The organism is Streptomyces sp. NBC_00659 (assembly GCF_036226925.1).
GTDB lineage: Bacteria > Actinomycetota > Actinomycetes > Streptomycetales > Streptomycetaceae > Streptomyces.
In genome coordinates this window covers 9,193,279-9,219,007 of the sequence record NZ_CP109031.1, presented here as the reverse complement: position 1 = coordinate 9,219,007, position 25,729 = coordinate 9,193,279, and the positions used below count along the sequence as shown (strand labels likewise).

The window sequence follows — 25,729 nt, the reverse complement described above, 5'->3', positions numbered from 1 at the left end:
GTGGCCGAATCACCCCGGCCTGATGACCGCCACTTTCCGATCATCGGATCGTTGGTCCGGTCGTGCCGTTGACTGACGTCCAGTGGGCGCGCATAGAGTCGGTGTTGCCGGATCGGACGCCGAAGCGGGGCGGTCGGTGGCGTGATCACCGCCAGGTGATCGAGGCGATCGCGTGGAAGTACCGGACGGGCTCGCCCTGGGGGACATGCCTTCCGAGTTCGGTTCGTGGAAGGGCGTCTACACCCGCTTGCGAAAGTGGGCGCTCGACGGCACTTGGGCGCGGGTGTTCACCGCTCTGCTCGCCCAAGCGGACGCTGAGGGGGATCTCGGTTGGGTCGTCGCAGTCGACTCAACCATCGTCCGCGCTCATCAGCACGCTACCGGCGCCCGTAAAAAGGGGCTCTGGCCGGCGAGCCAGAAGACCATGCCCTCGGCCGGTCCCGTGGCGAGCTGACCACCAAGGTCCACTTGACGGCGGACGACCACTGCCGACCTCTCGCTTTCGTGCTCACCGCCGGACAGGCCGGTGACGCGCCCGCCTTCGCTCACGTCATGGCCCGTCTCCGCATCCCTCGGCAGCGAGGACGTCCCCCGTACCAGGCCGGACGTGGTCCTGGCCGACAAGACGTACTCCTCCCGCGTGATCCGCGAGCACCTGCGCAAGCGCGGGATCCGGGCGGTCATCCCCGTTCCGGCCGATCAACGCGGCCACCGGCTGCGGCGCGGTAGCCGAGGCGGCAGGCCACCCGCCTTCGACCGCGAGGCATACAAGCAGCGCAATACCGTCGAATGCTGCATCAACCGCCTGAAGCAGTGGCGGAGCATCGCCACCCGCTACGAGAAGACCGCGACCATCTACCTGGCCGGACTCTACGTCGCCGGCATCTTTCTTTGGTCTGCCAGGCCAACGACTCAGGAGCAGGAGCGAACCGCATCGTCCCAGGCACCAGGGCTGCGGTAGTGGTTCTCGTGCCCCGCGGCAAGTACATGGCGCAGTTCGGCAAGGTGCTGGGTGTTCGTGGGGAGATCCAGCCGGCCGAGGAAGGTCAGTGCGGCAGCCGGCTCCAGGTCGCCGCAGGCGTCGTGGAAGCTCGCCAGGAGGCTGCGGAAGACGGCCGAGTGCAGGGCAGGAAGCCGCATGGCGGTGCGGTACGTCAGCTCCTTCACCGTCCAGCGCACCGGGCCCGAACACTCCAGAACCCGACGGGCTCGGCGGAGCAGGGCTTCCGATCGCTCGGCCACCACCCGTTCGATGTCGTTACCGAGAACTTCGGCGAAGGCCGTCGCGGAAGTGGCGTGGTCCTCGAACCAGTCCGCCCACAGCGAGTAGGTGACGGCCTCGGCGTCCCGGTCCGCCTCCAGCCGCTGACGGTAGCCGTCCCACAGCACGTCGGCCGGCAGGGGACCCTCCGCACCCTCGTTCGCGAACCGGATCTCGCACGTGACCCAGTACTCGTCGAGGAGGTCCAGCAGCCCGAAAGCCAACCGCACCTGGTCGGCTGCATCCAGGTCTTCGGCGAACACATCACCGGTCCAGGAGTGCGCTACCTGGTTGGCGGTGAGCAACGCGTCCGGCTTCTCGTCGCTCACCCACCCGTCGCGCACCTGGCTGACGCCCTGATCAGCCAGCCAACGCCGCGCTGCTTCCTCGGCTTGCATCTCCACTCGGGAAGTATGGCAAGCCTCGCAAGATCCGAACGAAACGGCCTAGTGGCCGAGTTCGTAGTCGAACCAGATGCGGTGGGTGCCGTCCGTGTCGACAGCGACGCCGCCGGTCCCAGTGATCCCGGCCAGCGCACCCGTTCCGCTGGTCGGCACGACGACGAAGAACTCGCTCTCCCTCCCGTCGCCCAGGGTCGTCGCGGAGTGCGCGAAGTTGAAGGCGCCCGCCTGCCCATGGAGCGTCCCCTCGAAGGACTCCATGGCGACATACGTCCCCACCCCGTTGGACTGATCGAAAGCGGCGGTGAACAACGTGGCGGAGCGCCCGGCGACCTCGCCTTCGTAATGCTTCTCCATCGTGGCGACACCGACGGGGAGCGCCGTCTCGATTGCGGGGCTCGGTACCGGTGCCGGGGTGAAGTCGACAACTGTGAACGTTCCTGAAGCTCGCATCCCCGGATCGTATGCCGCACCACTGACATCGCCACTGAGTGGCGGCCAAGGCCATCGCCTCGTTCGGCTACTCCCGGATCGGTCCGCTCACCGGCCTGAAGTCCGCCCAGCCGAAGGATGCGGCTGTACGCAGTGGCCGTGGCCGGCTGATTCAAGCGTGTGCGCCGTGGGTGCTCGGGTCGCCAGGGTGACTGGTGGCGCGGCTACCGCGGATGCACGGCGTAGGTCAGGTGCGTCACCCGCGACGACGGCTCCGAGCGGACCGGCTCCAACGCGACCCTGGACGCGTCCACGCCGTCGAACAGACGGGTGCCTGCGCCGAAAAGCACCGGTGACAGCGCGATCGAGAACTCGTCCACCAGGCCGGCGTTCAGGTGCTCCAGGATCGTCGCGCCGCCGCCTGCGATGCGGACGTCGCGGTCGCCGGCGGCCTCGCGGGCCTGGTCGACGGCGTGCTCGATACCGTCGTTGACGAAGTGGAACGTGGTGCCTCCGGGCCGCTCCCACGGGTCACGCTCGGTGTGCGTCACGACGAAGACCGGGGTGTGGAAGGGCGCCTCCTCCGGCCATGACTGCTCGCCGAGGTCGAACATGCGCTTGCCCATGACGCTCGCGCCGGTGCGCTCGAACGTCTCCCGCGCGATGTCGTTGTCACGGCCCTCCTCGCCGCCCTCGCCGAACTTCAGGTTCTCCCGGAAGAACCGCAGCGGGAAGATCCATTGCTGCAGTTCCATCCACTGCGCCATCCAGCGCTGCACGTCCGGGTCGCTCTGCCTGTCGGGCGCGAAGAGCTCGTCCTCGACGGGCACGGGCTCGGGGGCGATGAAGCCGTCCAGCGACATCGACACGCTGAAGAACACCTTCCCGGCCATCAGCCCTCCGCCCCCTTCCGAACGATCTCGGTGACGTAGGCCGCCAGGCTGCTCAGGGTCTGCCGGCCGCCCTCGATCGCGTGGTACTTCTCGACCGCCTCGTCGCGCAGTTCCTTGGTGGGGAACACCGTGCGCATCACGATCCGGGTCGCCGCGCCGTCCGGGGCGAAGGTAAGGACCGACTCGAAGGCGTTCGGGTCGTCACGGATTTCACCGTGCAGCAGCGCGATCCGCTCCGGCGGGGCGATCCGCAGCCAGCGGATCCACTCGGAGTAGTCGGTCCCGTCCGGTCCGTGCAGTACGAACTTCCACTCGCCGCCTTCGCGGAACTCGAAGGACCGCGTGGTGGTGGTGAACCCCTCCGGACCCCACCACCGCGACAGGTGCCGGACCTCGGTGAACGCCTCGAACACCAGCTCCCGCGGGGCGTCGATGACCCGGGAGATCACGATCTCCCGGTCGGCCGTCTCCGGCTCCGCCCGTGTTTCCTGCCTCGCCTCTGCCATCGGTCAGTCCTCCTGCCGTGTCTGCTTGAGGTCCTGCACGTAGGTGTCCAGCCGGTCGAAACTCTCGTTCCAGAACCGCTCGAATCCGCCGACCCACTCGTGGACCGGCCGCAGCCCGCGGGCGTCCAGGCCGTAGAGGCGCTGCTTGCCCACCCCGCGGACCCGCACCAGCCCCACCTCCCGGAGCACCCGCAGGTGCTTGGACGCCCCCGGCTGACTCATCCCCAGCTCCTGGGCCAACTCGGTCACCGGTCGCTCACCCGCCCGCAGCAGCGCCAGGATGTCCCGGCGCTGCGGCTCGGCGATCGCGTTGAACGTGTCCGACGTCGTCGCTGCTCGTGCCATGGCAACCATCATATTCCTATATCGGAATACATCAAGCCGGGGTCATTCCCGTGTCTCGTCCATCGCTTGCCGCAGGGGCGTCGAAGTCGCTCGGACCATCTCCGTCAGGCGCGGATGCCACCCACGCACGAAGACCCATCAGGTCGCTGTTCATCAAGTCTCATGTGCAGTCGCCCTGTTGCGGCACATTCCGCTTCGGCAAGATCGGCCGGAATCGTAGCTGACAGCAGGATTCTCGATCGCGTTACGTGTCATGTCTCCGTCGATTCATGCACAGACGTCACCGTCCGGACGGAGAGTCACCCCCACAAAGAAGGAGCCGTGACCGGTTCGATGAACCGCCGTAGATTTTCCTTGCGCCCGCTCGCCGCGCCGCGTACTGCGCTGATCGGCGTGCTGAGCCTGTTCCTGGCGTTCGGCGCCGCCGGAGCCGGAGGCGCCACCGCCACCGCCGTCGCCGTCGCCGGGGACACAAACTCCTTACAGGTGTCCGGCACCACCGCGTCCGGAATCCACAACACCTACGACCCCAGCGCGTTCACCTACCTCGCCCAGGGCCTCGACACCGGCACCTCGATGATCGAACTGGACGTCTGGGACGACTTCTTCACCCAGGAATGGAAGGTCAGTCACAGCAGTCTGACCAGCAACGGCAACAACTGCGTCAACGCCTCCTCGGCCGCCGACCTGTACACCGGCAGCACCAACAAGAACCTGGAGAGCTGCCTGGACGACGTCCGGGTGTGGCTCGGCGCGCACCCCGGCCACGGGCCGCTGATCATCAAGCTGGAGATGAAGGCCGGCTTCCAGGCCGGCCTCGGAATGAGCCCGGCCAAGCTGGACCAGTCGATCACCGCACACCTGGGCGGCCTCGTCTACAAGCCGAACGACCTGCTGAACAAGCCCGGCGGTGGCCAGTTCGCCACCCTGGACGACGCGGCCAAGGCCGGAAACTGGCCCACCCGGGCGCAGTTGGCGGGCAAGGTGCTGCTGGAGATCATCCCCGGCACGGTCGAGGAGAACAACCCGACCGACACCCTGTGGACGGACAAGGAATACGCGACCTACCTGCGCAACCTGCACACCGCGGGCACCACCGCGCAGGCGAACATCTTCCCCTCGGTCCACAACTCCGCGTCGGGCGACCCGCGCAGCCGTTACTCCGACACGACACTGCGGCCCTGGTTCGTGGCATTCGACGGCGACGCGGCCGGCTACATCAACAGCGGCATCGACACGAGTTGGTACGACACCAACCACTACCTGCTGTTCATGACGGACTCGCAGAACGTGTCGCCGGCTCTCGACGACGTCAGCCCGTCGGCGTCCGACGCGTCGGCACGCGTCGCGCTGCTGGCGAAGGCGCATGCCACGGTCGCGTCGAACGACTGGCGGGGCCTGCCGGACGTGCAGTCACTGGTCCTGCCACGCGGTTGATCCAGGGCTGATCCACGACTGATCCAGGGCTGATCCGCGGATGCTCCACGGTTCTGCTGCCGCATCGCTCCGCCGCTCAACCCGCCGGGTGTCCCGGCCGGTCGGAAACGCCGATCGGGGCACCCGGCTCGTCGCATGCTCCGAAGCCAGAGGTGACGCCCGGCATGCGCGCGGGCAAGTCGCGGTTGCGGGCCGCTCGCGCATCAAGGGGCGGCTGTTCCCCGGCAGTTGCGTCGCGAACTCAACCGGACGGCATGGCCGGGGACCGCATGCCGAGCCACTGCTCGGCGCCCCAAGCCTCGAACCGCTCCACCTCGATGAACCCCAGCTTCGCCGCGAGACGCAGCGAGCGGACGTTGGCGGTCTGGGTGGTGAGTACCACCGGCTCGCCGGGAAGCGCGCCGGTGAGCCAGCCGAGTGCTGCCGCGCACGCCTCGGCGGCGTACCCGAATCCCCACGCCCGCGGCAGGAACAGGTAGCCGAGATCGGCCTTCCCCGCGGCGGCCGGGCGACGGTCCGCCTCATTTCTCCTGAGCAGGATCTGACCGATCATCGCCCCGTCGAGATCAACGACGAAACTCCCGGGCCACCGTTCGGGCACCCCGGACATCTCGCGCTCGAGCTCGTCACGCGGCCGGGGGCCGCCGAGGTAGGTGTGTACGTCCGGCGAGGCGAGCAACTCGACGAACGCCGCACGGTCCCGGAACTCGGGCTCACGAAGCACGAGCCTCTCGGTCGTGATCGGCTCGGGCGGCCATGCCACTAATCCCAGATCGTCCATCCGCGCACGCTAACAGGTGGTCGAACCGCCCGAAGGCGGGGGTAGCCGTGTCCAGGGCCTTCCGCAAGAGCCCCGGTAACGCCCGCCTGGAGCCGCCCAGTTGGCGGGTTCAGCCGGGCTGCTTGCCTGGGCCGGGCTCGTGACGGTCTCTCAAGCCTGAGCGGGGAGGTGCTCGCCGCCGAGCAGCGCGGAGGCGTTCTGGAGCGGGCTGAGAGCGATCGGGGGCGCGGCCACCTGCGGAGTGCGGCAGGTGAAGCCGAGGCGGGTCATGGCCCGGGTCACTTCCCCGCTCGTGAAATCGCGGCGGTCCTGACGGGTGATGACCTCGCCCACCTGCTTGACGGGGTAGTGGCAGCGACCGATGATCACGGACTCGCCCGTGATCGGCTCGGGCTTGATCCCCTTCATCGAGGCCAGCACTCCACTCTTGGAGAGGTCGAACGGGAAGCGGGCGATGACGCAGCGCATGGTGCCTCACAGGTAGCGGGAGAACGGGCCGGGTGGGGTCGAGCTTGAGTGGCGCAGGGAACGGGCGGAACGTTCGAGGGGCCAGGTCGAGAATCAGACCGGGGCGAGCGCGTCCGGGTTGTGGCGAAGTCGGATGACATCGCGTACGCGGAGCCGGTCCGAGTACGCGGCCCCGTCGCGGACGGCGGCGAGCTGGGCCTCGGTGACCGAGTCCGTGCACTGGTCGTCCGCGTCAATGACGAGGAGATACCTGACACGGGCGCCCGCCATGACGGACAGCGCCACCTCGACGGTCATGTCAGCCCGTACCCGCGGTCCGGAGGCGTCCGCGTGTTCCGCGACGCCGGTGGGGAGGACATCTGCGGGGACGACACCAGCGGGGATGACACCACTGGGGACGATGACGGCGGGGATGGATCCCTCGGAACACAGCTGCATCCGGACGAGCGGCAAAGGTGACTCCTGCTGGGTGAGTACGGCGGGACATGCGGCGACCGGCCGACGGCATCGTTCCCAGGAACGGGCCGTCGGCGTCATTCGTCGGCGCAGGGCTTCGTTCGTCGGTCCCGGTCGCCCCTGAACGGGCGGCCGGGGACCGGTGTGCCGGAGGTCGCCGCGGCGCCCGGACGGTGGTCCGGGCGCCGCGGCTTCCGCTCTAGGCCTGGGGGGTGCGACGCGCGGCGGTACCGGTGGACCGGCCCTGGCCGGAGCGGCCACGCCGGCCCCGGGAGGAGGCGGAAGCGGCACGGCGCGGACGCTCAGTGACCGGCGCGCGGATGACGACCGGCACGCCCGAGGGCGCCTGGGCGCCTGTGATGCGGCTCAGCTCCGCTTCTCCCGAACGCACCTGGCTGGTCTGCGGAGTGATGCCCGCGGCGGCCATCAGCCGGGTCATCTCGCGGCGCTGGTTCGGCATCACCAGGGTCACGACGCTTCCGGACTCACCGGCACGGGCCGTACGGCCGCCGCGGTGAAGATAGTCCTTGGGATCGGTCGGCGGGTCGACGTTGACCACGAGGTCCAGTTGGTCGACGTGGATGCCGCGCGCCGCGACGTTGGTCGCCACCAGAACCGTCACGTGCCCGGTCTTGAACTGGGCCAGGGTCCGGGTGCGCTGCGGCTGGGACTTGCCGCCGTGCAGGGAAGCGGCGCGGACACCGCTGTTCAGCAGGTGCTCGGTCAGCCGGTCCACCGCGTGCTTGGTGTCCAGGAACATGATCACCCGGCCGTCGCGTGCCGCGATCTCGGTGGTCGTGCGGCTCTTGTCCGCCGCGTGCACGTGGAGGACATGGTGCTCCATCGTCGTGACCGCGCCCGCGGACGGGTCGACCGAGTGGACCACCGGGTCGGTCAGGTAGCGGCGGACCAGCAGGTCGACGTTGCGGTCCAGGGTGGCGGAGAAGAGCATCCGCTGCCCCTCCGGACGCACCTGGTCGAGCAGTGCGGTGACCTGCGGCATGAAGCCCATGTCGGCCATCTGGTCGGCCTCGTCGAGGACGGTGATGGCGACCTGGTTCAGCCGGCAGTCGCCCCGCTCGATGAGGTCCTTGAGCCTGCCCGGGGTCGCGACGACGACTTCCGCCCCGCCGCGCAAGGCACCGGCCTGCCGGCCGATCGACATCCCGCCGACCACGGTGGCCATCCGCAGCCGCACGGAGCGGGCGTACGGGGTGAGCGCGTCGGTGACCTGCTGGGCCAGTTCGCGGGTGGGTACCAGGACCAGGGCCAGCGGCTGGCGGGGCTCGGCGCGCTGCCCGGCGGTACGGGCCAGCAGCGCGAGGCCGAAGGCGAGGGTCTTTCCGGAACCTGTGCGGCCCCGGCCGAGTACGTCACGGCCCGCGAGGGAGTTCGGCAGGGTCGCCCCCTGGATCGGGAAGGGGACGGACACGCCTTCGTGGCCGAGCGCCGCGAGCAGCGGCGCCGGCAGGGCGAGATCGGCGAACTCCTGCACGGCCGGCAGGGCGGGGGTGATCGTCTCCGGCAACGCGAACTCGCCCTGGGGTGCGGCCGGTTGACGTCCGTAGCTCTTCGGCCTGCCGGAGGAGCCGGAACGGCCGCCGGCGGAGGTGGCCCCGAAGCGGCTGCCGCCCCTTCTGGAACTGCCGCCCTCGGTGCGAGTGCGGGCGAAACGATCGTTCGTACGTGTGCGGTTCATGCGGAACCTTCCTTGACCTGGCGCGTATCAAGGAATTCCCGCAGCCGATGAGCGGCGCAGAGAATCGCGAGAACGAGCCGACCGAAATTCGGCACCGAATCGTAGGACCGGTGAAGAATTCTCACGGGATATCCTGCCGGAGCGGCAGCGATGTCCCGAAAAGCTGAAGAAATACGGAGTGATGCGAAATGGCGTTCGTACGCGGACCTGGAATGAGGTCGGCAGCGGGCCCGAAGTGGGCCTGCGGTGGGAACGGGCCGGGCGCGGATCGGCAGCGAGTGAGACGCGGACCGGGATCAGTGCGGCGGCAGGGGGTCGGCGAGGGCCCGAGTGGCGACCCTGGAACCTCACAGGCGCGGCGGCGGGGCGAACTCACCGCTGACTGCCGGGACGCTCGCGACCGTGCGACGGAAACGCGGCGAGCTGGGGCCCGCACCCCAAGGTGCGGGCCCCAGCTTCGCCGTGCGTGCCGGTGTCAGGCGGAAACGATGTTCTCCGCCGTCGGGCCCTTCTGGCCCTGCGCGATGTCGAAGGAGACCTTCTGGCCTTCCTGGAGCTCACGGAAGCCGGAGCTGGCGATGTTCGAGTAGTGGGCGAAGACGTCGGCGCCGCCGCCGTCCTGCTCGATGAAGCCGAAGCCCTTTTCCGCGTTGAACCACTTCACGGTGCCAGTAGCCATGTCAATTCTCCTTCGGGACGGTGCTCGGGATCCGCACTGTGCGGACTCCGCGTCGCCGCGATGATTAACCCGCCGGAAATGACCGGATACACAGAAGAACACCACCCTGCAAGAACAGGGTGGATGCTCACAAGTTTTTGGGAACCACAACTGCAACTGGTCTCGACAGTAGCACGGAACGATAGATTGCGTGCTGTCGGCTATTTCACTCCGCCTGCCGATCAAGAAATTCTCATCGCACCTGAAGCCGATTTCTCACGTCGCCGCCACAGATATTGGATCGCCTGGGTCACAGCGTTTCCGTTCAGGGACCATGCGGTGAAGGGCGGAAACCCGGGCGCCACAACCGCACCGCCGCCCGCACGCCGCCCACGTCGCGGCGCAGACCGCACGCCGCCTTGAACACCAGAGGCCTGCCATGGGGCCACCAGTACGTCGGTCAGGGAAACACCCGGACCGGCAAGGACGAGGTGACGCTCGAGCCGCGTAGGTGTCGGCGTCACTCGATCCACCGCGCGGCGGCCTCATAGGTGGTGGCCGGGCCGCTGTTGAACGCGATGGCCGCATCGGGTGCGTGCCGCCGAACCAGGTTGACCACTTGCTCAAGGAGTTCGACCTGATCGTCCGAGTGCCGCAGGCCACCGCCGACGGTGACGCACTCCCACGGATGCGCTCGCAGCGCGTCCGCGACGATGGTTTCCACGTCGTCACTTCCGTCAAGGCCGATGAGGCAGGTCTCCACGCCCACGCCATGCTCGGCGAACTTGGCCATTCCCGCCTCGATGGCCCTGGCCACCGGCTCGGGATCCCACGGCCCTGGCACCCGATACGGATCCAGCCCGATGACGAGGACGCGAGGCGAAGCAGCGGTGTCCATGTCCGGACGATACGCGTCGAACGACCCGCACATCAGGAGGTGACACCCAAGCCGTATGACACACCGATCCACAGGTCTCGACTGTTCCTGGCTCCGTCGAGTGCCCCCCAAGGCTCAGGCAGCCTGAACTGCCCCGTCGAACCGCAGGATATGAACTGTCGCTCGCGCTACGCTTCCGCGTCGTGCAGAAGACGCGCCTCGACATCGCTCGGATCCGGGCGGCCCGCCGGGTCATCGACCCGGTCTTCCTCGACACTCCGCTGTACCGCTGCGAGGCGCTGGAGCCCGGCCTCGGATGCGCCGTGAGCATCAAGCTCGAAACGGCGAACCCGGTACGCAGCTTCAAGGCCCGCGGCACCGAGGTGGTCGCGAGCCTGCTCGCCGAGGACGGCTCGTGCGAGGTGGTGTGTGCCAGCGCGGGAAATCTCGGCCAGGCCCTCGCGTGGTCCGGTCGCGGCCGGGGGCTCGAGGTGACGGTCGTGGCGTCACGCTTTGCGACGGTGGCCAAGCTTGACCGCATCCGCGCGCTGGGCGCCGGGTTGGAGCTGGTGGACGGCGATCACGAGACGGCCCGCGAGCGGGCGGCGGCCATCGCGCGCCGCGAGGGAATCCGGCTGGTCGAAGACAGCCTGGACATCGAGACCTGCGAGGGTGCGGCGACCATCGGTCTGGAACTGGTGGACACCGTGCCGTCGTTCGACACCGTCCTGATCGCTCTGGGTGGCGGGGCGCTGGCCACCGGTGTGGGTCATGTGCTGAAGGCCCTGGCGCCCGAGGTCGAGGTGATCTGCGTCCAGCCGCTGGGCGCACCGGCGATGACACACTCGTGGCGCGGGCGGCGCGTCGTCACCACCGACTCGACCAGCACGATCGCCGACGGCGTCGCCGGCCGGTATCCCATCCCGGCCGTCCTGGACGACCTCCTCCTGGTCGCCGACGACGCCGTTCTGGTCCAGGAGGAATCGATCATCGTCGGTATGCGGATGCTCCTCGACCACGCCGGCCTCGTCGTGGAGCCGTCGGCCGCGCTCGGCATCGCGGCGATCCTCGAAGACCGTGACCGGTTCGCCGGCCGGCATGTGGTCACCATCGTGTGCGGGAGCAACGTCGACGTGGACGCCTATCACCGCTGGATCGCCGCAGCTCCCGTCCACCGGTCCTGACCCACGCGGCCTTGAGCTCCGCCCGACGGTGGCACCGCCGGACCGCGCGCGGCTCTCAACTTGACTGACCCGGCGCTCCGTTGCGGTCGCCCTCCGGTCCCGCGCACGCCGTGAGCGCTCCGAGGGCGCCGGCCTGAGTGCGCCAGTCGGTCTGGTTGGGGAGGGTACCGGCCCAGCGTTGACCGAGGGCGTTGAGGGAGCTGCGGTCCCGGGCCCACAACGTGTCCGCCTGCTTCTGGAGATAGCCCTGGTAGGTGCTGGAGCCGGTCGCCTTCGCGAGGTCGGCGAGGTTCCGCACGAAGATTCCCTTGAACTGCTTCTGGTTGTCGTCGCAGGACGCCGAGCCGACGTCGCAGGACTCGGTGAGCACGCCGTCGCGGGTCAGCGCCGGGCTGTTGATGGCGGCGTCGGCCAGGGTCCGTGCGGTGGCCAGCAGGGAACCGTCCCCGGTCGACTTCCACAGCTCGGTGAAACCGCCGATGGCCAGCCCTTGGTTGTAACTCCACACGGTGCCGCCGTTGTTGGCGCAGGCAGAGGTCAGTCCGTCGTTCACCAGCCCGGAGGAGTTGATCATCCCGCTCGTCCTGAACCAGGCGGCGGCGGTTCTCGCCCGCTGGAGCCATACCGTGTCGCCCGGGATGCGCTGGTGCAGCGCGGTGGCCAGCCAGAGGTACTGGCCGTTCGTGACGGCGTTCTTGTAGGTCCGCTCCCGGTCCCACCACACCCCGCCTCCACAGGTCCCGGGGTCCCAGTACTGCTGGACATAGCCGGAGATGGTGACGGCCTCGTCGAGATATCGGGCGTCGCCGGTGTAGTCGTACGCGTCGATCCAGGCGATCGCCCACCAGCCCGAGTCGTCGATGGACCGGCTGATGAAGTGGCCCTCGATCGCGTCCGAACTTCGCACGCCGGCGGCGAAGGTGCCCTTGTTCCGGTCGTAGGTGCGCGCGACGGCCCAGTCGTAGTCGTGCGTGCCGGTCGTCCTGGCGAAGTCGACGAGCGAGGTGAGTGTGGCGGCGGAGTTCCACCAACTGCTGGGCCACCAGCCGTTGTAGGGGTCGTACGACGACATGAGCGCGTCCGCCGCGGCGCGTGTCCGGGTCGGCGCGGGCCTGGCCCACACGGTGCAGCTGCCCTCCTGGTGGCCGGCCTCGCGGCCGCACGCGCGGACCGCACCACCGTAGAGGAGGCCGCGCGGATCGCGGGTCGCGTACATGGTCGTACGGGTGCCGGTGGCTCCCTGGGGGACGGCCGTGCGGCCGAGAGAGGAGCCGTCCGGCCAGGTCGAGCCGCCGTCCCAGGAACGGTCCAGCCAGATTTCGTCACCGCCGGCACCGGATTCGACGCTCGCCCAGGCCATGGAGTTCTTCTGGTCGACGTGCAGCCGGATCGTACGGCCGTAGAGCGTGGCGGACGGTACCGGCTGGTCGTCGCCGGACGCCTGGCCGGCGTCGGTACGGTCGCAGAGTGTGTCGCACACGGTGGGGTAGGCCCAGTCGGTGCAGCCGACTGCGGCGGCGTCGCCGCAGGCCCGGACCAGTCCGCGTCGGTGGTTGCGGGGATCGGTGATGTTGTACATCAGCGTCCTGGTGCCGGTCCAGGTGCCCGGGACGGCGGCCTTGCCGAGCAGCCCGTCCCAGGTGGCACCGCCGTCCCAGGAACGGTCGAGCCACACCGAGTCACCCGTCACACCGCCGTCGATGCTGGCCCACGCCATGTCGTCCGCGTCGGAGACGTGCAGTTCGAGGCGACGGCCGTTGAGTGCCTTCGCCGGTACCGGAAAGCTCTCCTGCCGCGCCAGCGAGGGGTCCAGCGTGTCGCAGGCCAGTACGCACACCTGGGTGGCGGCGGCCGCGGGCGTCGCGGCCGGGAGGACGGCCGCACACGCGAGAACGACCGCCGACAGGAAAATGAGGAACCGTGATCCGACAACGATGTCGGCGGGGCGTAAGGACACCGGAACTCGCCTCGATTTCACGATGGAGGATGCCGGGGTGGCGGGAGCGGTCGGCACCGACGGCGCTGTGGCGAGCCGAGCGGGCGGCGGTCGAGCCTGGTCCGTACCTTCTTTCGAGGCAGTGAACCGGCTTGACGCATCCCTGTCAATGTCGCCAACAGGGTTTTCCCGTAAGGCAGTTCATGGTGTCGTTGACGGCAACCCGATGGGTGCCGGAGTGCCGAGCGCACAGGCGTCGCCTCCCTTTCGGACGGACCCCTGTGCGCTCGGCGGTTGTGTGGCGGTCGTGCGGCGGTTTCGGCGGTGGGCTAGTGGTGCGCTTCGTCCGCCGAGGCCTGCTCCTGGAGGAGGGCGGTGATCTGGTTCACGTCGTTGAAGATGCTGATGAAACTCTGGATGTCCTGGGTGGCGGCGCCGTTGACGCCGACGAAGAAGGTCAGCAGACGGCCGTCGTCGGTCTGCAGATAGCCCGCCTCGTTCTGCGCCGTGGCCGCGAGCTCCTGGTTCAGGTAGTCGTCACCGATGATCGTGCCGGGCTTGGCGAAGACCTTGCCCTTGGCCGGGCAGTCGGTGGTGCAGGAGATGCCGTTCGAGCCGTCGACGCCGAGGATCGGGAGCAGACTCCTGAAGGCCTCGGCGTCGGGGGTGTGCAGCCAGTAGGTGAGGAGCTCGACGAGGCCGTTCGGGGTGACCCGCTCGGCCGGCACGCCGCCACGCCCGTCGGCGAGCTGGAACTGTTTCGGGTCGATCCGCGCGACGTTGGTGAGGAAGTCGTGCTCGATCGGGAACGCGTCGAAGCAGTTCTTGCTGCCGCGTGCGACGGCCATGTTGCACAGGGCCAGGTTGGCGCCGAGGTTGTGGCTGACCTTGAGGATCAGCTTGGCGTACTGGCTGTAGGGCGGGGAGACGTACGCGGCGACGCGGGGGGTGTTGCGGTAGGAGGCGGGCAGCTCCTTCTGCGGGTTGGGGCCGGTGGGCGGCGCGGTGACGGTGACGCCGACACGGGCCAGGGCCTCGATCAGCGCGGTGCGGCCGAAGGCATTGGGGTCCTGGATGTTGGAAACCCGCAGCAGCGGCTGTGAACCGGCGGCGATGGTGCCGGAGAGGTGGATCTGGGTGCCGTCGGGCGAAGCGGTCACGTTGACGGAGGTGGTCCCCCCGCTGGAGACCGTCCGGACGGTGGAGGTGACGTGGTACGGCGAGACCTGCGGGCGCCAGAACAGCTTTGCCGGCTTCCCCGGCGTGGTCGGAGTCGTCAGCAGGTCGATCAGGTTGTCGTTGAGGATCAGCGGGGTGGGCTGCGGGCTCAGCGCGGGAGGAGTGAACAGACGGGGGTCGATGATGACGTTGCCGTCGACCCTGGTGATGCCCGCGTCGCGGATCTGCCGGGCGATCTTGTTGATGCCGGCGAGCGGGTTCTCCGGGGTGAGGGTCGCGCCGGGGATCGCGGCCTCGGTGTGGTCGATGTCGGTGTAGTCGACGGACCCGTCGGGCTTGGTGCGCCCGCCCATGGTCAGATCGCCCTGGGCGACCAGTGCCAGGTTTCCGTGCAGCGTCGACCCGGTGCGGGTGCCGGTCGCCATCACGGGGGTGGTGAAACGGTGGTTCGGGCCGAGGGTGTGCCAGGCGGTCGAGATGGTGACCAGCTTGACCGTCGAGCCGGGGACGAAGAACTGGTTCGGGAACTGGGAGTGGATCACCCGGCCGGTCTCCGGGTCCGTCTCCAGTACGCCCCACTGCGCGTGCTCGTAACCGGGCTTGTGCATGATCGCCTCGATGGCGGGCCCGAGGTCGTCGTCGTGCGCCGCCGCCGGCGTGCCGGCGGCGGCCGCCCCCGCCAGAAGCGCGAGTGTCGCTCCGGCACCGGCCCAGGTCCGGAGCCGGCCACAGATCATCGGTCTCATGCGTTCCGCCATTTCTGGAGTCGAAGGAGCCGAGTCGAGGAAACCCGCATCGCACGGGCCCGACTCGCCCGGGCCCTGCTCGCCGGGACGCTCCTGCGGCATCGTAGGAACACGGACCGCGCACGTTTCCCCTGCTCGGCGCCGCGCCGACAGCTTGGGGGAGAACTTCATCCGGTCGGTCGATCACCGAAGCCGACGGCGCCGGGAACTCGCCCGAGTGCCGTGAGCGGCGCGCGTGGTGCCGGGTCCGGTGACACGGCTGCCATCCGCGATCCTTGAGCGACGTCGGCCGGTTCGTCGCGTTCGTGACATCGGCCCGGCCGCGTTCACCAGCAGACCAGATCCATGGACCGTCGAGCGAGCCAGTCCGTGAACGAGACGGGCCGGCCGTCCAGGTTCATGGGAAGGATCAGGTCGCAGGTGGCCCGGCCGTCGAACCACAGTGAGCCCCGGTGCGGACCGGTGACGACGAGCAGGGTCGAGAAGCCACAGCCGTTCTCCTGGATGAATACGGCGCCGGACGTCTTGCGCTCCTGGAACACCTCGTACTCGGCGTCCCACTGTTCCCACGCCGCTTGGTAGGCGTCCTGGTCCGGGAAGTCCTGCGCCGACGGCTCGCGCGCGTCCAGCTCGTCCTCGTCCTGGCGGTAGGAGTCGCGGTGAGGGAAGTCGGTGGTGAGCAAGCCGTAGTTGGTGCTCGAGTCCCCGTGCCAGCCCCATCCTGCCGAGGATCGGTACAGGCGGTTGACCGCGCCGCCGGCGCTCTGCCGGAGCAGATATTCGCGGTACTGCTCCGGGAACGCGATGCCCAGTTCCGCCTCCGCTTCGCGGATCTCCGCTTCGGACAGCGGCGGCGGCAGCAGCGAGGAGGCGGCCTGCCTCGCGGATGGACTGCTGAACTCGTCGAAGCGCCTCCCTCGAGCAATGCGCCGGGCTTCCGCTGTCCAATCGGTCGTCACGCAGGTGAGGGTAGTTGCCAGGGGAGGGCGGCGGCCCCGCTGGTGTGTACGGCCGGACGGCCGCGCCACGCCGTGGCGGCGGGCACTTGCACAGCATGACCGATAGGTTGCATATGTCCGTTATCTTCCTTCATCGCACGTGTGTTCTTTCACAGCGCTGACCCGAGGAGCCCCGCGATGACCGCGTTCCCTACCGACCTGTCCCCCCTGACCGGGCACTACACCATCGACGCCTCGCACAGCCGGATCGGCTTCGTTGCCCGGCACGCGATGGTCACCAAGGTCCGCGGCGCATTCAGTGAGTTCGAGGGCAGCGCGTCCTTCGACGGCGCCGACCCGTCGAAGTCGAGCGGCACGGTGACCATCCAGGCCAACAGCGTGGACACCCGCAACGCCGATCGCGACAAGCACCTGCGCAGCAACGACTTCCTCAACATGGACGAGTACCCGCAGATCACGTTCGTCTCCACGGCCGTACACCGCAGCGGCGACAGCACTTTCGACGTCACCGGAGATCTCACCATCAAGGGCGTCACCAAGCCGGTGACCATCCCCTTCAGCTACGAGGGCACCGCCACCGACCCGTTCGGCAACATTCGCGTCGGCCTGGAAGGCTCGGTCACCATCAACCGCAAGGACTACGGCGTCATCTGGAACGCCGCGCTGGAGACCGGCGGTGTCCTGGTGAGCGAGAAGATCCAGCTGGAGTTCGAGATCTCCGCGATCAAGGACGCCTGACAGGTCCCCGTCCCGGCGGAAGTTCGTCACCGCCGGTGGCCCGACGATTCCGCGGGCCGCCGGCCGCCGCTCGTCACGGGCCCGCACGCCGGTGACGAGCCCGCGACCCCGATCCAGCGCCTTCCGGCGGCACACCGAGCTGATCTCGTACGATCCAGGTGGCCGGCGTACTCGTCGGCTGGACCCCTCAGGTGATCGACGGGAGGCCGAGCGTGACCGAGGCGACGATGGCCGAGGTGATGGCCGAGCTGGCCGGGCTCGAGGACCCCAAGGCACGCGCGGTCAACGAGAAGCACGGTGACGATCACGGTGTGAACCTCGGCAAGCTGCGCGCACTCGCGAAGCGGCTGAAGACACAGCAGGAACTCGCCTGCCGGCTCTGGGAGACGGACGACAGCGCGGCGAGACTGCTGGCGATCCTCATCTGCCGCCCGAAGGCCTTCGGGCGTGCGGAGCTGGACACCATGCTGCGCCAGGCGCGCACACCCAAGGTGCACGACTGGCTCGTGAACTACGTGGTGAAGAAGAACCCGCACGCCGAGGAGCTGCGGCTGTCCTGGTCCGCCGATCCGGATCCGGTGGTGGCCGGTGCCGGCTGGGCGCTGACCACCGAACGCGTGGCGAAGAACCCTGAGGGCCTGGACCTCCCGGGGTTGCTCGACACCATCGAGGCGGACATGAAGGACGCCCCCGACCGCCTGCAGTGGGCGATGAACCACTGCCTGGCCCAGATCGGGATCGAGCACACCGAGCAGCGCACCCGTGCCATCGACATCGGTGAGCGCCTGGAAGTCCTCAAGGACTACCCCACTCCCCCAGGCTGCACCTCCCCGTTCGCGCCCGTCTGGATCAACGAGATGGTGCGCCGACAGCAGGGCTGAGGCACCGGACCGGGTCGGGCTCCGCGAGGTGCCCCAGGAGTTCGGTCACCTTGCTCGGGTCGCCGACGACCGCGACGCCGTCTCGCGCCGCCAGGCCCGAGCCCCGCCCCGATCTGCCCCCGCTCGCCCATGGGCAGCGCCGCACTGTGCGTGTAGGCCGCGCGGCGGTTCGTCGCCGTGCCCGCGAACACCTTCTCGCTCACCGCGCGTTCGGGAAAGCCGTCGGGGCGAACACCGGCACGCCGGAAGCGACGTCCTCGTCGCCGATGACACCCCGCACGCCGCCGAAGTGGCCGCCGTGACTGTGGGTGTACAGCACGCCCGTCACGGGCCGCTCCCCACGGTGCTCCCGGTAGAGCGCAACCCCACGCAAGGCCGGCCGCGGCACACTCGGCGCACTCGGCGCACAACACCGCACGGCAGCGAGCTTCAATACAATCGTCTTACACGAACGTATTGTACGGGCGTATAGATGTCGTCTACGGTGAACCCATGAACACCGACAACGCCCAGCGTTCCGCGCTCACCATCGACGGCCGCACCCTGTCCTACGTGGACTTCGGCGGACCGGGCCGCCCGCTGCTCGCCCTGCACGGACACATGTCCGAGGGCATGTCGTACGCAGGTCTCGCCGCCCGACTCGCCCCGGACTGGCGGGTCATAGCACCCGACCAGCGCGGACACGGCGACTCCGACCGGGCGGCCGACTACAGCCGTGAGGGCTACCTCGCCGACCTGGAAGCCCTCATGGACCATCTGGGGCTGCGTCGCGCGGCCCTCCTCGGCCACTCGCTCGGCGCGATCAACGCCTACCAGTTCGCCGCCCGCCATCCCGAGCGCGTGACCGCGCTGGTCAACGGAGAGGGCTGTGCGGAGCTCGGCCTGGACGGCAGCAACCCGCTGGCGTTCGTGCTGAACCTTCCGCAGGACACAGGCCCCAGCCGGGAGGCGTTCGTGGCGCGGCTGGGCCCGTTCGCCCCCTTCCTCGCATCCGCCGTTCGCGAACGGCCGGACGGAACCTGGGGCCTGCGCTTCCACCCCGAGGACATCTACGAGTCCGAGGACCAGGTCCACGGCGACCACTGGTCGGACTGGACCGGCTCCACCTGCCCGGCGCTGCTGATACGCGGCACCGCAGGCGGCGTGCTGTCGGCCGAGCAGGCAGCACGGATGGCTGCCCGGCGGCCCGGCACCCGACTCGTCGAACTGGGCACGGACCACTTCTTGTACGCCAACGACCTGGCCGGCTTCGCGGACGCGGTCCGCGACTTCCTTGCCTCGGTCCGGACATGACTTGGGCCACCGACTGCCTGGTGCGGTCAAGGCGGACCGACGGCCTGAGACCGGTGGCGGTCGGGGAGGGAGGGAGCGCGACGGAGTGCCGCCGGTGCCACGGTCGGTGTCGAGGTGGGCGACGTGTACGCGTGTCCCGGAGGACCGTGCTCAGGAAGGACCGCGTGTCGTAGCGGGGCGGCGGCGGGGCTGAGGTCGACGCTTGGGCGGTGCGGTCGTCGGCCGGATGACCGGCATCAGGAGGCTGAAGCGCATGCTTGTTCTGGGCCGCACGCAGGTCGAGTCACTGCTCCGCGTGGACACGCTGATCGATGCCCTGGCTGCGGCGATGGCGGACTTCAGTGCGGGCCGCGCCTCGGTACCCGACCGCGTCGCCGCCCTGGTGCCCGAACGCGACGGATTCCTGGCGGCCATGCCGGGCTTCCTGCCCTCGGCCGGGGTGCTCATGACCAAGCTGGTGTCCCTCTTCCCGCACAACGACGGGGTACGGCTGCCGACACATCAGGCGCTGATCGTGGCGTTCGATCCGGACACCGGCGAGCCTGCCGCACTGCTGGACGGTACGGCCATCACCGCGGCGCGAACGGGCGCCTGCTCCGCACTGTCGGCGCGGCTGCTGGCCCGCGAGGACGCGACGGTGCTGGCCGTACTGGGCACCGGCGTGCAGGCCAGGTCCCACGCCCGCGCGATCTGCCGGGTCCGCCCGATCCGGGAGATCCGCGTGGCCGGCCGGGACCCGGCGAAGGCCGCCGCTCTGGCCGAGGAACTCTCCGCCGTGCTGGAGGCCGAGGTCCGGGCCGTGGCCGGCTACGCCGAGGCGCTCGACGGCGCCGACATCGCCGCGGCGACGACGCACGCCGTCGAACCCGTGATCCGCCGCCCCTGGCTGACACCCGGCGTGCACATCACCTCCGTCGGATTCAACCCGGCCGGCCGCGAGGTCGACGACGCCACGGTCGCCGAGGCGCTGGTGTGCGTCGAATCGCGCCAGGCCGTGCTCGCCCCGTACCCCGCGGGCAGCAACGACCTGCTCACGCCGATCCGCGACGGCCTCATCACGGCCGAGCACGTACACGCCGAGCTGGGCGAACTCATCGCCGGCAGCAAACCGGGGCGCACGTCGCCGGACCAGATCACCCTCTACAAGTCGGTCGGCACGGCGGTGCAGGACGCCGCGGCCACGGCCCTGGTCATCGCGTCCGCCCGCGAGCGGTCGATCGGCGAGCAGATCACGTTGCGGTGATGGCGCCGGACGACAGCACCGGGGCCCGCGTGAGCGGGGGTCGGCCCGGCCCGGCGGGGCTCACGAATGATCAAAGGGCCGAGTGCCCGTCAGCTGTTCCGGAGGCGGCGGGCCTCGGCGATGAGGTTTTCGGGCAGGGCCGGGCCGGAACAGGCGTGATCGATGAGCAGGCCCCGGTGGGCCGGGCCGTGCGGGAGGTTCTCGGGCGGTGTCGCCGGAACCATCGCGAGCGTCTGATCACGTGGAAGGAAAGAGCTGTTCGCGCACCCATCGGGGATCGGGGTTGGTGTGTGGCCGGCCCGCCACGACGACGGTCGGCACGGTCTCGTTGCCGTCGTTGGCCGCCCGGACCGCCGCGGCGCCCGCCGGGTCCTGCCAGATATTCACCCAGTGCAGCCGTCGGGCCCTGCGGCCCAGCCGGATGCGCAGCCGTATGCAGTACGTGCAGCCCGGACGCCAGAAGACGACCGGCCGGCCGTCGACCACGCTGCGGCGTTGTGCCTCCCGCGCACCGATCGACGTCGGGAAGATCAGGGGCGAGTTCACGGCCGCGAGCGCCAGGAACGCCGGCAGGAGTGCGGCGGCTGTACCGGGGTTCCCCTTGAGGATCAGCCCGGTCGCGACGACTGCGCCGCAGAGCACCAGCAGCGTCGGCAGGATCCAGACACGCATCATGGTGACGAGACTATCGACGTTGTCACCCCGCCTTCGCCGGATCGATCCCGTACAAGGTGGCTGCCACGGGCTCGCTCACGTCACACGCCTTCTGCCGGTCGGCCGGGACGGCCCACAGGGGTATCAAGCGTGACGCGGCGGACGAGGAGTCCATTCGCAGGTGGTGGCAGACGCCGTTGATGCGCAGGGCCAGGAGGTAGACGTCACCGTTCTCGGTCCTTCCGGAGACCGCGGTCACCGTGTCCTTGGCGGCGGCCAGCCGCTTGTCCCTGAGGAAGTCCAGGGCGCCCTGCGTCGTATGCGCATAACCCCGAGTCGTCATCTGCCGGTACGCGTACGGGCCGGTGGGCTGCCTGGCGAGGAGGGCGCCCAACTGCGCCGTCAGGCTGCCGGGTTCGCCGTCGGTCCGCGAAACCGGGCAGGTCATGGCGGACCGGTCCACGCTGTGGGGGCCGAGCCCGAACGTGAAGCGGTAGCAGCGGACCGGACAGGCGTCCGCGGCGACGGTCCCTCTGGCGGGTGGCACGAGCCCCAGCATCACCGTCGCGGTGTGGAGGTTGGGGTCCGTGCGGTCCTTCGCCCTGCTGACGCTCAGCAGTACTCCGCCGTGCGCCTCCGCCCGGGCCACCAGCGTGCCCTCGGTGAACTGCCCCCCGTAGGTCTGCCGCCGCCCGTCGTGGGGCGCCTCGACGTACGGGACGTGGTGCTCGGCGTCCCGGCCGCGCGCTCCGGCCGGGGCGGTCACACCTGGCAGTTGCGGGTCGACCCCAGCCACCCGGCGCTCTTCGACCATCCCATGGACCATGTGCCCGCCATGCTGCTCCTCAAGGCCGCCCGCCAGGCCGCCCAGGACGTGTGCGCCCCGTACCGTGTTCTGCCCATCGAGGTGCGCAGCGCCTTCCACCGCCCCGTGGAACTGGACCTCGCGTGTCACATCGCCGCGACCCCGCTGCCTCAGCAGGACGCGGCCGAGGACACGGCGATCCGGGTGACCGCCTCCCAGGACGGCACCCTGGTCTTCGACAGCCTGGTGGTGGCGGCCCTGTGCGACTGACCCCGCTGCGGCAGGGCGCCTGAACGTGGGGGCGGCCTCACCCGCGGGTGACGGTGACTCCGTCGAGCAGGCCCCGGGCGTCGACGCGGACCGTCGGGCCGCCCGGCTCGCCCGGGCCGTCGTCCCTGACCCCGCCGAGGCGGATGCCGTGCACCTTCACGGCGACGTCGGGGCGGACCGGGGCGTGGGGTTCCCCCAGTGCCCGATGCCCGCCCTTTCGTATGACAGGTGTCATGCCGCCGCGGTTCTCGGCGGCGGTCTGTCCGGCGGAGTGCCGCACCTGGCCGCTCCCGCATGCGGGCGAGCAGCTCCGCCGCTCTGGCTCGGGCCGGGGTCCGCTGCCGGGCCCAGGGCCCCGGGCGCGCGGCGCCTGCGGGTGGGTCAGAGATCGTTGAAGGGAGCGGCGTAGGTGAAGGCGCCGCGCAGAGCCGGCTCGTACGCCGAGAGAGGGCGTACCTGGAAGTGCTCGCCGTAGCCGGGGTCCGGTGGGGTGATGCCGTACCGCGTGCTGATGCGGAAGCCGTAGCGGCTGTAGTAGGCGGGGCTGCCGAGCAGCGCGACGAGTGGTTCCCCGAGCGCGTCCGCCGCGCCGAGCATCGTGTGGACGAGTGCGAGGCCGACGCCTCGGCGCTGGTGGTCGGGGTGCACGCTGAGCGGGCCGAGTGCGAGGACCGGGGCGGTGTCGACGTGTGCGCGGGTGCAGATCACGTGCCCGACGGCCTCGTCCCGCTCGTTCACCGCCACGAGCGACAGTTGTGGCAACCAGCCGTCGCAGTCACGCAGTTCGTCCAGCAGGGTGGTCTCGACGGGGGTCGTCGTCCCCTGCTTGGCGAACGCGGCCGAGGTGAGGGCGCGTACGGCGGGGATGTCGGTGGGCGCTTCGCGTCGGATCAGCACCGGAACAGTGTGGGTGTCGTGGTGGCGCGGGCGCAAAGGGATAACCGGCGGGGCGGCGCACTCCGGCGGGGTGCCGGGGTGCGCCGCCCTGGGGTGGGACGGGGTCGTGTCGCCACGTCCGTGTGGGGCGGGGCTACTTGGGGTCGCGGTCGAACTGGGCCTTCGACCAACGGTGTCCGAGGACGCTCAGGCCCAGGCACCAGGCCAGGGCGATCCACCCGTTGTTGCCGATCTCGGTGCCCAGGAGGAGTCCGCGCAGGGTTTCGATGGCGGGGGTGAAGGGCTGGTACTGGGCGATCGGCTGGAACCAGCCGGGCATGGAGTGCAGGGGGACGAAGGCGCTGGAGATGAGGGGCAGCAGGATCAGCGGCATGGCGTTGTTGCTGGCCGCTTCGGCGTTGGGGCTGCCCATGCCCATGCCGACCGCGATCCAGGTGACGGCCAGGGCGAACAGGGCGAGCAGTCCGAAGGCCGCGAGCCATTCCACGACGGTGGCGTCGGTCGAGCGGAAGCCCATGGCGACGCCGACGGCGCCGACCAGGACGACGCTGACGACCGCCTGCAGCACGCTGCCGACGACATGTCCGAACAGGATGGAGCCTCTGTGGATGGCCATCGTGCGGAAGCGGGCGATGATGCCCTCGTTCATGTCGGTGGAAACGGATACGGCGGTGCCGACGACGGTGGAGCCGATGGTCATCAGCAGGATGCCGGGGACGATGTAGGCGATGTAGGCGGAGCGGCCCGCGCCGCCGCTCATGGTGTCGCCGAAGATGTAGACGAACAGCAGCAGGAGCATCACAGGGGTGAGCAGCAGGTTCAGGGTGAGCGAGGGGTAGCGGCGGGCGTGCAGGAGGTTGCGGCGCAGCATCGTGGACGAGTCGCGCACGGCGAGGGAGAAGGAGTTCATCGGACAGCCTCCTCAGGCTGGTCGGACTGGTTCGACTTGTTCGGCTGGCTCGGTACGGTGCCGCCGGTCAGGGCGAAGAAGACGTCGTCGAGGTCGGGTGTGTGCACGGTCAGTTCGTCGGCCTCGACGCCGGCCGTGTCCAGACGGTCGAGGACGGCGCGCAGTTCGCGCTGGCTGCCGTCGCTGGGCAGGTGCAGGGCGAGGGCCTCGTCGTCATGGGATGCGTCTCCCAGTGAGGCGGCGGCGGACCGGTAGGCGACCGGGTCGGTGAAGCGCAGCCGGACGTGTCCGCCGGGGACGAGCCGCTTGAGTTCCTCCGCGGTGCCCTCGGCGGCGATCCCGCCGTTGTTCAGCACGGCGATGCGGTCGGCGAGTTCGTCGGCCTCCTCCAGGTACTGGGTGGTGAGGAAGACCGTGGTGCCGCCTGCGACGAGCTCGCGGATGATCTGCCACATGTTGTGGCGGGAGCGGGGGTCCAGGCCGGTGGTCGGTTCGTCGAGGAAGATGATGCGGGGGCTGCCGACCAGGGTCATGGCGATGTCCAGGCGGCGTTTCATGCCGCCGGAGTAGGTGGAGGCGGGCTTCTTCGCGGCCTCGGTGAGGTCGAAGCGCTCCAGGAGCGCGGCGGCGACCCGCCGCCCCTCGGACCGGGAGAGATGGTGCAGGTCCGCCATGAGGAGCATGTTCTCCTCGCCGGTGATCAGGCCGTCGACGGCGGAGAACTGGCCGGTGACCCCGATCGCGGCGCGTGCGGCCTGTGCCTCGGTGGCCAGGTCGTGGCCCCCGACGCGAATCGGGCCGGAGCCGGGGCCGGGGGAGATCAGCGTGGAGAGGATCTTGACGGCGGTGGTCTTGCCGGCGCCGTTCGGGCCCAGCAGGGAGAAGACAGTCGCCTCGGGGACGGTCAGGTCGATGCCGTCGAGGACGGTCTTGTCGCCGTAGGACTTGCGCAGCCCGTGTGCGGCGATGGCCGGGTCGGTCATGGAGTGCTCCTTCGTCGAGGCGGCGGTCAGAGGCTGCGGGCGGTGATGTCGCCGTGGGCGGTGGTCGCGTGGATGGTCAGGCCGGGAGTCGCGTCGGCGTTCTTGAGCGTGTTGCTGACCCGGCCGAAGGTGGTGCCGGCGTCCAGGACCGCGGAGACGCCGGGGGCTGCGCCGACGGTGATGTTCCCCATCTGCGTGCTCAGCGTGAGCGTTCCGCGGGCGGCCTCGACGACGTTCAGATCGCCCTTCTGGGTGCTGATCTCGGCGGGTCCGTTCAGGCGGCCGACGGTGATGTCGGCGTCGAGGCCCGTCAGGCGGAGGCTGTCGGCCTCGTCGAGCTTGACCGAGCGGTGGCCGCCCTCGAAGGTGACCTCGCCGAGCCGTCCCACGCCGCGGAACTCGGCGGCGGCCGCCTTCGCCTCGACGCGGGAGCCGGCCGGAAGCTGCACGGTCACCTCGACGGACCCGGACGGGCCGAGCAGCCGGTTCTTCGCCTCCGGAGCCTCGACGCGCAGGACACCGTCGGCGTAGTCGATCCGGACCTGTCCGGCCGCCTTCACGTCGCGGCTCTTGGCACGGTCGGCGGGCAGGACCTCGACAGTGGTGTCGGCGCGGTCGGCGGCGATGAACTGGATGCGTCCCGCGGGGATGTCGATGATCGCGGAGACGGGGGCGGGAGTGTCGAACTTCTGCATGATGCTCTCCTTGTCCGGCGTCGCGCGCCTTGGTCGGCCCGCTGCTTTCCGATGACAGAAACGCTACGTTGCATTCACAGATCCGGCAACATACTTGTTGCGTCAGATGCCAATATTCGCAGGTAGATACCCAAAATTTGTT

At 69.6% G+C, this 25,729-nt stretch carries 28 protein-coding genes and 2 pseudogenes; 8 read left to right on the top strand and 22 right to left on the bottom strand.

The features are described 5' to 3' along the window. Positions 1–62: 62 nt before the first annotated feature. Positions 63–961, top strand: a pseudogene (locus OG410_RS40465) (IS5 family transposase). Here the strand turns inward: OG410_RS40465 and OG410_RS40460 are convergent. The 5 genes from OG410_RS40460 to OG410_RS40440 form a co-directional block, all read right to left on the bottom strand. Beyond that, on the bottom strand, positions 913–1,659 hold the full coding sequence (locus tag OG410_RS40460) for a hypothetical protein (protein ID WP_329304465.1): 747 nt from the start codon (positions 1,657–1,659) through the stop codon (positions 913–915). The pseudogene OG410_RS40465 and the gene OG410_RS40460 sit on opposite strands and share 49 nt — an antisense overlap. A gap of 48 nt (positions 1,660–1,707) precedes the next feature. After that, the gene (locus OG410_RS40455; protein ID WP_329303736.1) at positions 1,708–2,115 is read right to left on the bottom strand and encodes a DUF3224 domain-containing protein; all 408 of its coding nucleotides are present in this window, start codon (positions 2,113–2,115) and stop codon (positions 1,708–1,710) included. 203 nt (positions 2,116–2,318) lie between these two features. Continuing rightward, the gene (locus OG410_RS40450) at positions 2,319–2,987 is read right to left on the bottom strand and encodes a dihydrofolate reductase family protein (protein WP_329303735.1); all 669 of its coding nucleotides are present in this window, start codon (positions 2,985–2,987) and stop codon (positions 2,319–2,321) included. Next, positions 2,987–3,493 carry an SRPBCC family protein gene (locus OG410_RS40445; protein ID WP_329303734.1) on the bottom strand — a complete coding sequence of 169 codons (507 nt, stop codon included), beginning with the start codon at positions 3,491–3,493 and terminating at the stop codon, positions 2,987–2,989. Before OG410_RS40445 ends, OG410_RS40450 begins: the two co-directional genes overlap by 1 nt. Positions 3,494–3,496: 3 nt before the next feature. Then, on the bottom strand, positions 3,497–3,838 hold the full coding sequence (locus tag OG410_RS40440; RefSeq protein ID WP_329303733.1) for an ArsR/SmtB family transcription factor: 342 nt from the start codon (positions 3,836–3,838) through the stop codon (positions 3,497–3,499). 321 nt (positions 3,839–4,159) lie between these two features. Here OG410_RS40440 and OG410_RS40435 point away from each other — a divergent pair, with 321 nt between their 5' ends. Continuing rightward, a complete protein-coding gene (locus tag OG410_RS40435; protein WP_329303732.1) occupies positions 4,160–5,275 on the top strand; it encodes a phosphatidylinositol-specific phospholipase C domain-containing protein in 1,116 nt (371 codons plus the stop codon). Positions 5,276–5,516: 241 nt separating this feature from the next. On the opposite strand, the gene OG410_RS40430 is transcribed toward OG410_RS40435, so the two are convergent. The 6 genes from OG410_RS40430 to OG410_RS40405 form a co-directional block, all read right to left on the bottom strand. Then, positions 5,517–6,056 carry a GNAT family N-acetyltransferase gene (locus OG410_RS40430; protein ID WP_329303731.1) on the bottom strand — a complete coding sequence of 180 codons (540 nt, stop codon included), beginning with the start codon at positions 6,054–6,056 and terminating at the stop codon, positions 5,517–5,519. A 150-nt stretch (positions 6,057–6,206) separates the two neighbouring features. Then, positions 6,207–6,524, bottom strand: a complete 318-nt coding sequence (locus tag OG410_RS40425) for an SCO5918 family protein (RefSeq protein WP_329303730.1) — start codon at positions 6,522–6,524, stop codon at positions 6,207–6,209. Positions 6,525–6,617: 93 nt separating this feature from the next. After that, positions 6,618–6,977, bottom strand: coding sequence for a CBS domain-containing protein (locus tag OG410_RS42755; RefSeq protein ID WP_443063861.1), 360 nt, complete (start codon positions 6,975–6,977; stop codon positions 6,618–6,620). Positions 6,978–7,179: 202 nt separating this feature from the next. Next, positions 7,180–8,679, bottom strand: coding sequence for a DEAD/DEAH box helicase (locus tag OG410_RS40415; RefSeq protein ID WP_329303729.1), 1,500 nt, complete (start codon positions 8,677–8,679; stop codon positions 7,180–7,182). 475 nt (positions 8,680–9,154) lie between these two features. After that, the gene (locus OG410_RS40410) at positions 9,155–9,358 is read right to left on the bottom strand and encodes a cold-shock protein (protein ID WP_103550103.1); all 204 of its coding nucleotides are present in this window, start codon (positions 9,356–9,358) and stop codon (positions 9,155–9,157) included. A 499-nt stretch (positions 9,359–9,857) separates the two neighbouring features. After that, the gene (locus OG410_RS40405) at positions 9,858–10,235 is read right to left on the bottom strand and encodes a hypothetical protein (protein ID WP_329303728.1); all 378 of its coding nucleotides are present in this window, start codon (positions 10,233–10,235) and stop codon (positions 9,858–9,860) included. A 182-nt stretch (positions 10,236–10,417) separates the two neighbouring features. On the opposite strand from OG410_RS40405, the gene OG410_RS40400 reads away from it, so the two are divergent. Then, positions 10,418–11,398, top strand: a complete 981-nt coding sequence (locus OG410_RS40400; protein ID WP_329303727.1) for a threonine ammonia-lyase — start codon at positions 10,418–10,420, stop codon at positions 11,396–11,398. Between the two features lie 55 nt (positions 11,399–11,453). Here the strand turns inward: OG410_RS40400 and OG410_RS40395 are convergent, their stop codons facing one another. The 3 genes from OG410_RS40395 to OG410_RS40385 form a co-directional block, all read right to left on the bottom strand. After that, positions 11,454–13,355: a glycoside hydrolase family 76 protein gene (locus tag OG410_RS40395; RefSeq protein WP_329303726.1), complete on the bottom strand. Its 1,902-nt coding sequence runs from the start codon at positions 13,353–13,355 to the stop codon at positions 11,454–11,456. Positions 13,356–13,663: 308 nt separating this feature from the next. Continuing rightward, complete coding sequence (gene dacB, locus OG410_RS40390; protein ID WP_329303725.1) at positions 13,664–15,259, bottom strand: D-alanyl-D-alanine carboxypeptidase/D-alanyl-D-alanine endopeptidase; 1,596 nt, start codon at positions 15,257–15,259, stop codon at positions 13,664–13,666. A gap of 326 nt (positions 15,260–15,585) precedes the next feature. Then, a complete protein-coding gene (locus OG410_RS40385; RefSeq protein ID WP_329303724.1) occupies positions 15,586–16,218 on the bottom strand; it encodes an SMI1/KNR4 family protein in 633 nt (210 codons plus the stop codon). A 177-nt stretch (positions 16,219–16,395) separates the two neighbouring features. Here OG410_RS40385 and OG410_RS40380 point away from each other — a divergent pair, with 177 nt between their 5' ends. After that, positions 16,396–16,956: a YceI family protein gene (locus OG410_RS40380; protein ID WP_329303723.1), complete on the top strand. Its 561-nt coding sequence runs from the start codon at positions 16,396–16,398 to the stop codon at positions 16,954–16,956. A gap of 227 nt (positions 16,957–17,183) precedes the next feature. Further along, complete coding sequence (locus tag OG410_RS40375) at positions 17,184–17,837, top strand: DNA alkylation repair protein (RefSeq protein WP_329304462.1); 654 nt, start codon at positions 17,184–17,186, stop codon at positions 17,835–17,837. Between the two features lie 95 nt (positions 17,838–17,932). On the opposite strand, the pseudogene OG410_RS40370 reads toward OG410_RS40375, so the two are convergent. Then, positions 17,933–18,270: pseudogene (locus tag OG410_RS40370) on the bottom strand (MBL fold metallo-hydrolase); the annotation flags it as partial. A gap of 59 nt (positions 18,271–18,329) precedes the next feature. On the opposite strand from OG410_RS40370, the gene OG410_RS40365 reads away from it, so the two are divergent. Both OG410_RS40365 and OG410_RS40360 read left to right on the top strand, forming a co-directional pair. After that, a complete protein-coding gene (locus OG410_RS40365) occupies positions 18,330–19,130 on the top strand; it encodes an alpha/beta fold hydrolase (RefSeq protein WP_329303722.1) in 801 nt (266 codons plus the stop codon). A gap of 253 nt (positions 19,131–19,383) precedes the next feature. Further along, the gene (locus OG410_RS40360; protein WP_329303721.1) at positions 19,384–20,373 is read left to right on the top strand and encodes an ornithine cyclodeaminase family protein; all 990 of its coding nucleotides are present in this window, start codon (positions 19,384–19,386) and stop codon (positions 20,371–20,373) included. Positions 20,374–20,610: 237 nt separating this feature from the next. Here OG410_RS40360 and OG410_RS40355 read toward each other — a convergent pair whose 3' ends face one another. Both OG410_RS40355 and OG410_RS40350 read right to left on the bottom strand, forming a co-directional pair. Then, positions 20,611–21,048, bottom strand: a complete 438-nt coding sequence (locus OG410_RS40355) for a glutaredoxin domain-containing protein (RefSeq protein ID WP_329303720.1) — start codon at positions 21,046–21,048, stop codon at positions 20,611–20,613. A 22-nt stretch (positions 21,049–21,070) separates the two neighbouring features. Next, a complete protein-coding gene (locus tag OG410_RS40350) occupies positions 21,071–21,841 on the bottom strand; it encodes a hypothetical protein (RefSeq protein ID WP_329304500.1) in 771 nt (256 codons plus the stop codon). On the opposite strand from OG410_RS40350, the gene OG410_RS40345 reads away from it, so the two are divergent. Beyond that, positions 21,725–22,102: an AfsA-related hotdog domain-containing protein gene (locus tag OG410_RS40345; RefSeq protein ID WP_329304460.1), complete on the top strand. Its 378-nt coding sequence runs from the start codon at positions 21,725–21,727 to the stop codon at positions 22,100–22,102. The two genes, OG410_RS40350 and OG410_RS40345, sit on opposite strands and share 117 nt — an antisense overlap. Before the next feature lie 37 nt (positions 22,103–22,139). On the opposite strand, the gene OG410_RS40340 is transcribed toward OG410_RS40345, so the two are convergent. The 5 genes from OG410_RS40340 to OG410_RS40320 all read right to left on the bottom strand — a co-directional run bounded on the left by OG410_RS40340 (position 22,140) and on the right by OG410_RS40320 (position 25,587). After that, the gene (locus OG410_RS40340) at positions 22,140–22,337 is read right to left on the bottom strand and encodes a hypothetical protein (protein ID WP_329303719.1); all 198 of its coding nucleotides are present in this window, start codon (positions 22,335–22,337) and stop codon (positions 22,140–22,142) included. A 146-nt stretch (positions 22,338–22,483) separates the two neighbouring features. Next, positions 22,484–22,999: a GNAT family N-acetyltransferase gene (locus OG410_RS40335; protein ID WP_329303718.1), complete on the bottom strand. Its 516-nt coding sequence runs from the start codon at positions 22,997–22,999 to the stop codon at positions 22,484–22,486. Positions 23,000–23,132: 133 nt separating this feature from the next. After that, a complete protein-coding gene (locus OG410_RS40330; RefSeq protein ID WP_329303717.1) occupies positions 23,133–23,909 on the bottom strand; it encodes an ABC transporter permease in 777 nt (258 codons plus the stop codon). Then, positions 23,906–24,892 (bottom strand): ATP-binding cassette domain-containing protein, encoded by a 987-nt coding sequence (locus OG410_RS40325; protein ID WP_329303716.1) that lies wholly within the window; start codon positions 24,890–24,892, stop codon positions 23,906–23,908. The genes OG410_RS40330 and OG410_RS40325 overlap by 4 nt, the downstream gene beginning before the upstream one ends. 26 nt (positions 24,893–24,918) lie before the next feature. Further along, positions 24,919–25,587 carry a hypothetical protein gene (locus OG410_RS40320; protein WP_329303715.1) on the bottom strand — a complete coding sequence of 223 codons (669 nt, stop codon included), beginning with the start codon at positions 25,585–25,587 and terminating at the stop codon, positions 24,919–24,921. Positions 25,588–25,729 lie beyond the last annotated feature (142 nt).

What these genes read in the sequence shown, in the direction of transcription:
- OG410_RS40460 (WP_329304465.1), bottom strand. Translation starts at nt 1,659, where the DNA reads ATGCAAGCCGAGGAAGCAGCGCGGCGTTGGCTGGCTGATCAGGGCGTC.
- OG410_RS40455 (WP_329303736.1), bottom strand. Translation starts at nt 2,115, where the DNA reads ATGCGAGCTTCAGGAACGTTCACAGTTGTCGACTTCACCCCGGCACCG.
- OG410_RS40450 (WP_329303735.1), bottom strand. Translation starts at nt 2,987, where the DNA reads ATGGCCGGGAAGGTGTTCTTCAGCGTGTCGATGTCGCTGGACGGCTTC.
- OG410_RS40445 (WP_329303734.1), bottom strand. Translation starts at nt 3,493, where the DNA reads ATGGCAGAGGCGAGGCAGGAAACACGGGCGGAGCCGGAGACGGCCGAC.
- OG410_RS40440 (WP_329303733.1), bottom strand. Translation starts at nt 3,838, where the DNA reads ATGGCACGAGCAGCGACGACGTCGGACACGTTCAACGCGATCGCCGAG.
- OG410_RS40430 (WP_329303731.1), bottom strand. Translation starts at nt 6,056, where the DNA reads ATGGACGATCTGGGATTAGTGGCATGGCCGCCCGAGCCGATCACGACC.
- OG410_RS40425 (WP_329303730.1), bottom strand. Translation starts at nt 6,524, where the DNA reads ATGCGCTGCGTCATCGCCCGCTTCCCGTTCGACCTCTCCAAGAGTGGA.
- OG410_RS40415 (WP_329303729.1), bottom strand. Translation starts at nt 8,679, where the DNA reads ATGAACCGCACACGTACGAACGATCGTTTCGCCCGCACTCGCACCGAG.
- OG410_RS40410 (WP_103550103.1), bottom strand. Translation starts at nt 9,358, where the DNA reads ATGGCTACTGGCACCGTGAAGTGGTTCAACGCGGAAAAGGGCTTCGGC.
- OG410_RS40405 (WP_329303728.1), bottom strand. Translation starts at nt 10,235, where the DNA reads ATGGACACCGCTGCTTCGCCTCGCGTCCTCGTCATCGGGCTGGATCCG.
- dacB (WP_329303725.1), bottom strand. Translation starts at nt 15,259, where the DNA reads ATGAGACCGATGATCTGTGGCCGGCTCCGGACCTGGGCCGGTGCCGGA.
- OG410_RS40380 (WP_329303723.1), top strand. Translation starts at nt 16,396, where the DNA reads ATGACCGCGTTCCCTACCGACCTGTCCCCCCTGACCGGGCACTACACC.
- OG410_RS40375 (WP_329304462.1), top strand. Translation starts at nt 17,184, where the DNA reads ATGGCCGAGGTGATGGCCGAGCTGGCCGGGCTCGAGGACCCCAAGGCA.
- OG410_RS40365 (WP_329303722.1), top strand. Translation starts at nt 18,330, where the DNA reads ATGAACACCGACAACGCCCAGCGTTCCGCGCTCACCATCGACGGCCGC.
- OG410_RS40360 (WP_329303721.1), top strand. Translation starts at nt 19,384, where the DNA reads ATGCTTGTTCTGGGCCGCACGCAGGTCGAGTCACTGCTCCGCGTGGAC.
- OG410_RS40355 (WP_329303720.1), bottom strand. Translation starts at nt 21,048, where the DNA reads ATGATGCGTGTCTGGATCCTGCCGACGCTGCTGGTGCTCTGCGGCGCA.
- OG410_RS40350 (WP_329304500.1), bottom strand. Translation starts at nt 21,841, where the DNA reads ATGGTCGAAGAGCGCCGGGTGGCTGGGGTCGACCCGCAACTGCCAGGT.
- OG410_RS40340 (WP_329303719.1), bottom strand. Translation starts at nt 22,337, where the DNA reads ATGACACCTGTCATACGAAAGGGCGGGCATCGGGCACTGGGGGAACCC.
- OG410_RS40330 (WP_329303717.1), bottom strand. Translation starts at nt 23,909, where the DNA reads ATGAACTCCTTCTCCCTCGCCGTGCGCGACTCGTCCACGATGCTGCGC.
- OG410_RS40325 (WP_329303716.1), bottom strand. Translation starts at nt 24,892, where the DNA reads ATGACCGACCCGGCCATCGCCGCACACGGGCTGCGCAAGTCCTACGGC.
- OG410_RS40320 (WP_329303715.1), bottom strand. Translation starts at nt 25,587, where the DNA reads ATGCAGAAGTTCGACACTCCCGCCCCCGTCTCCGCGATCATCGACATC.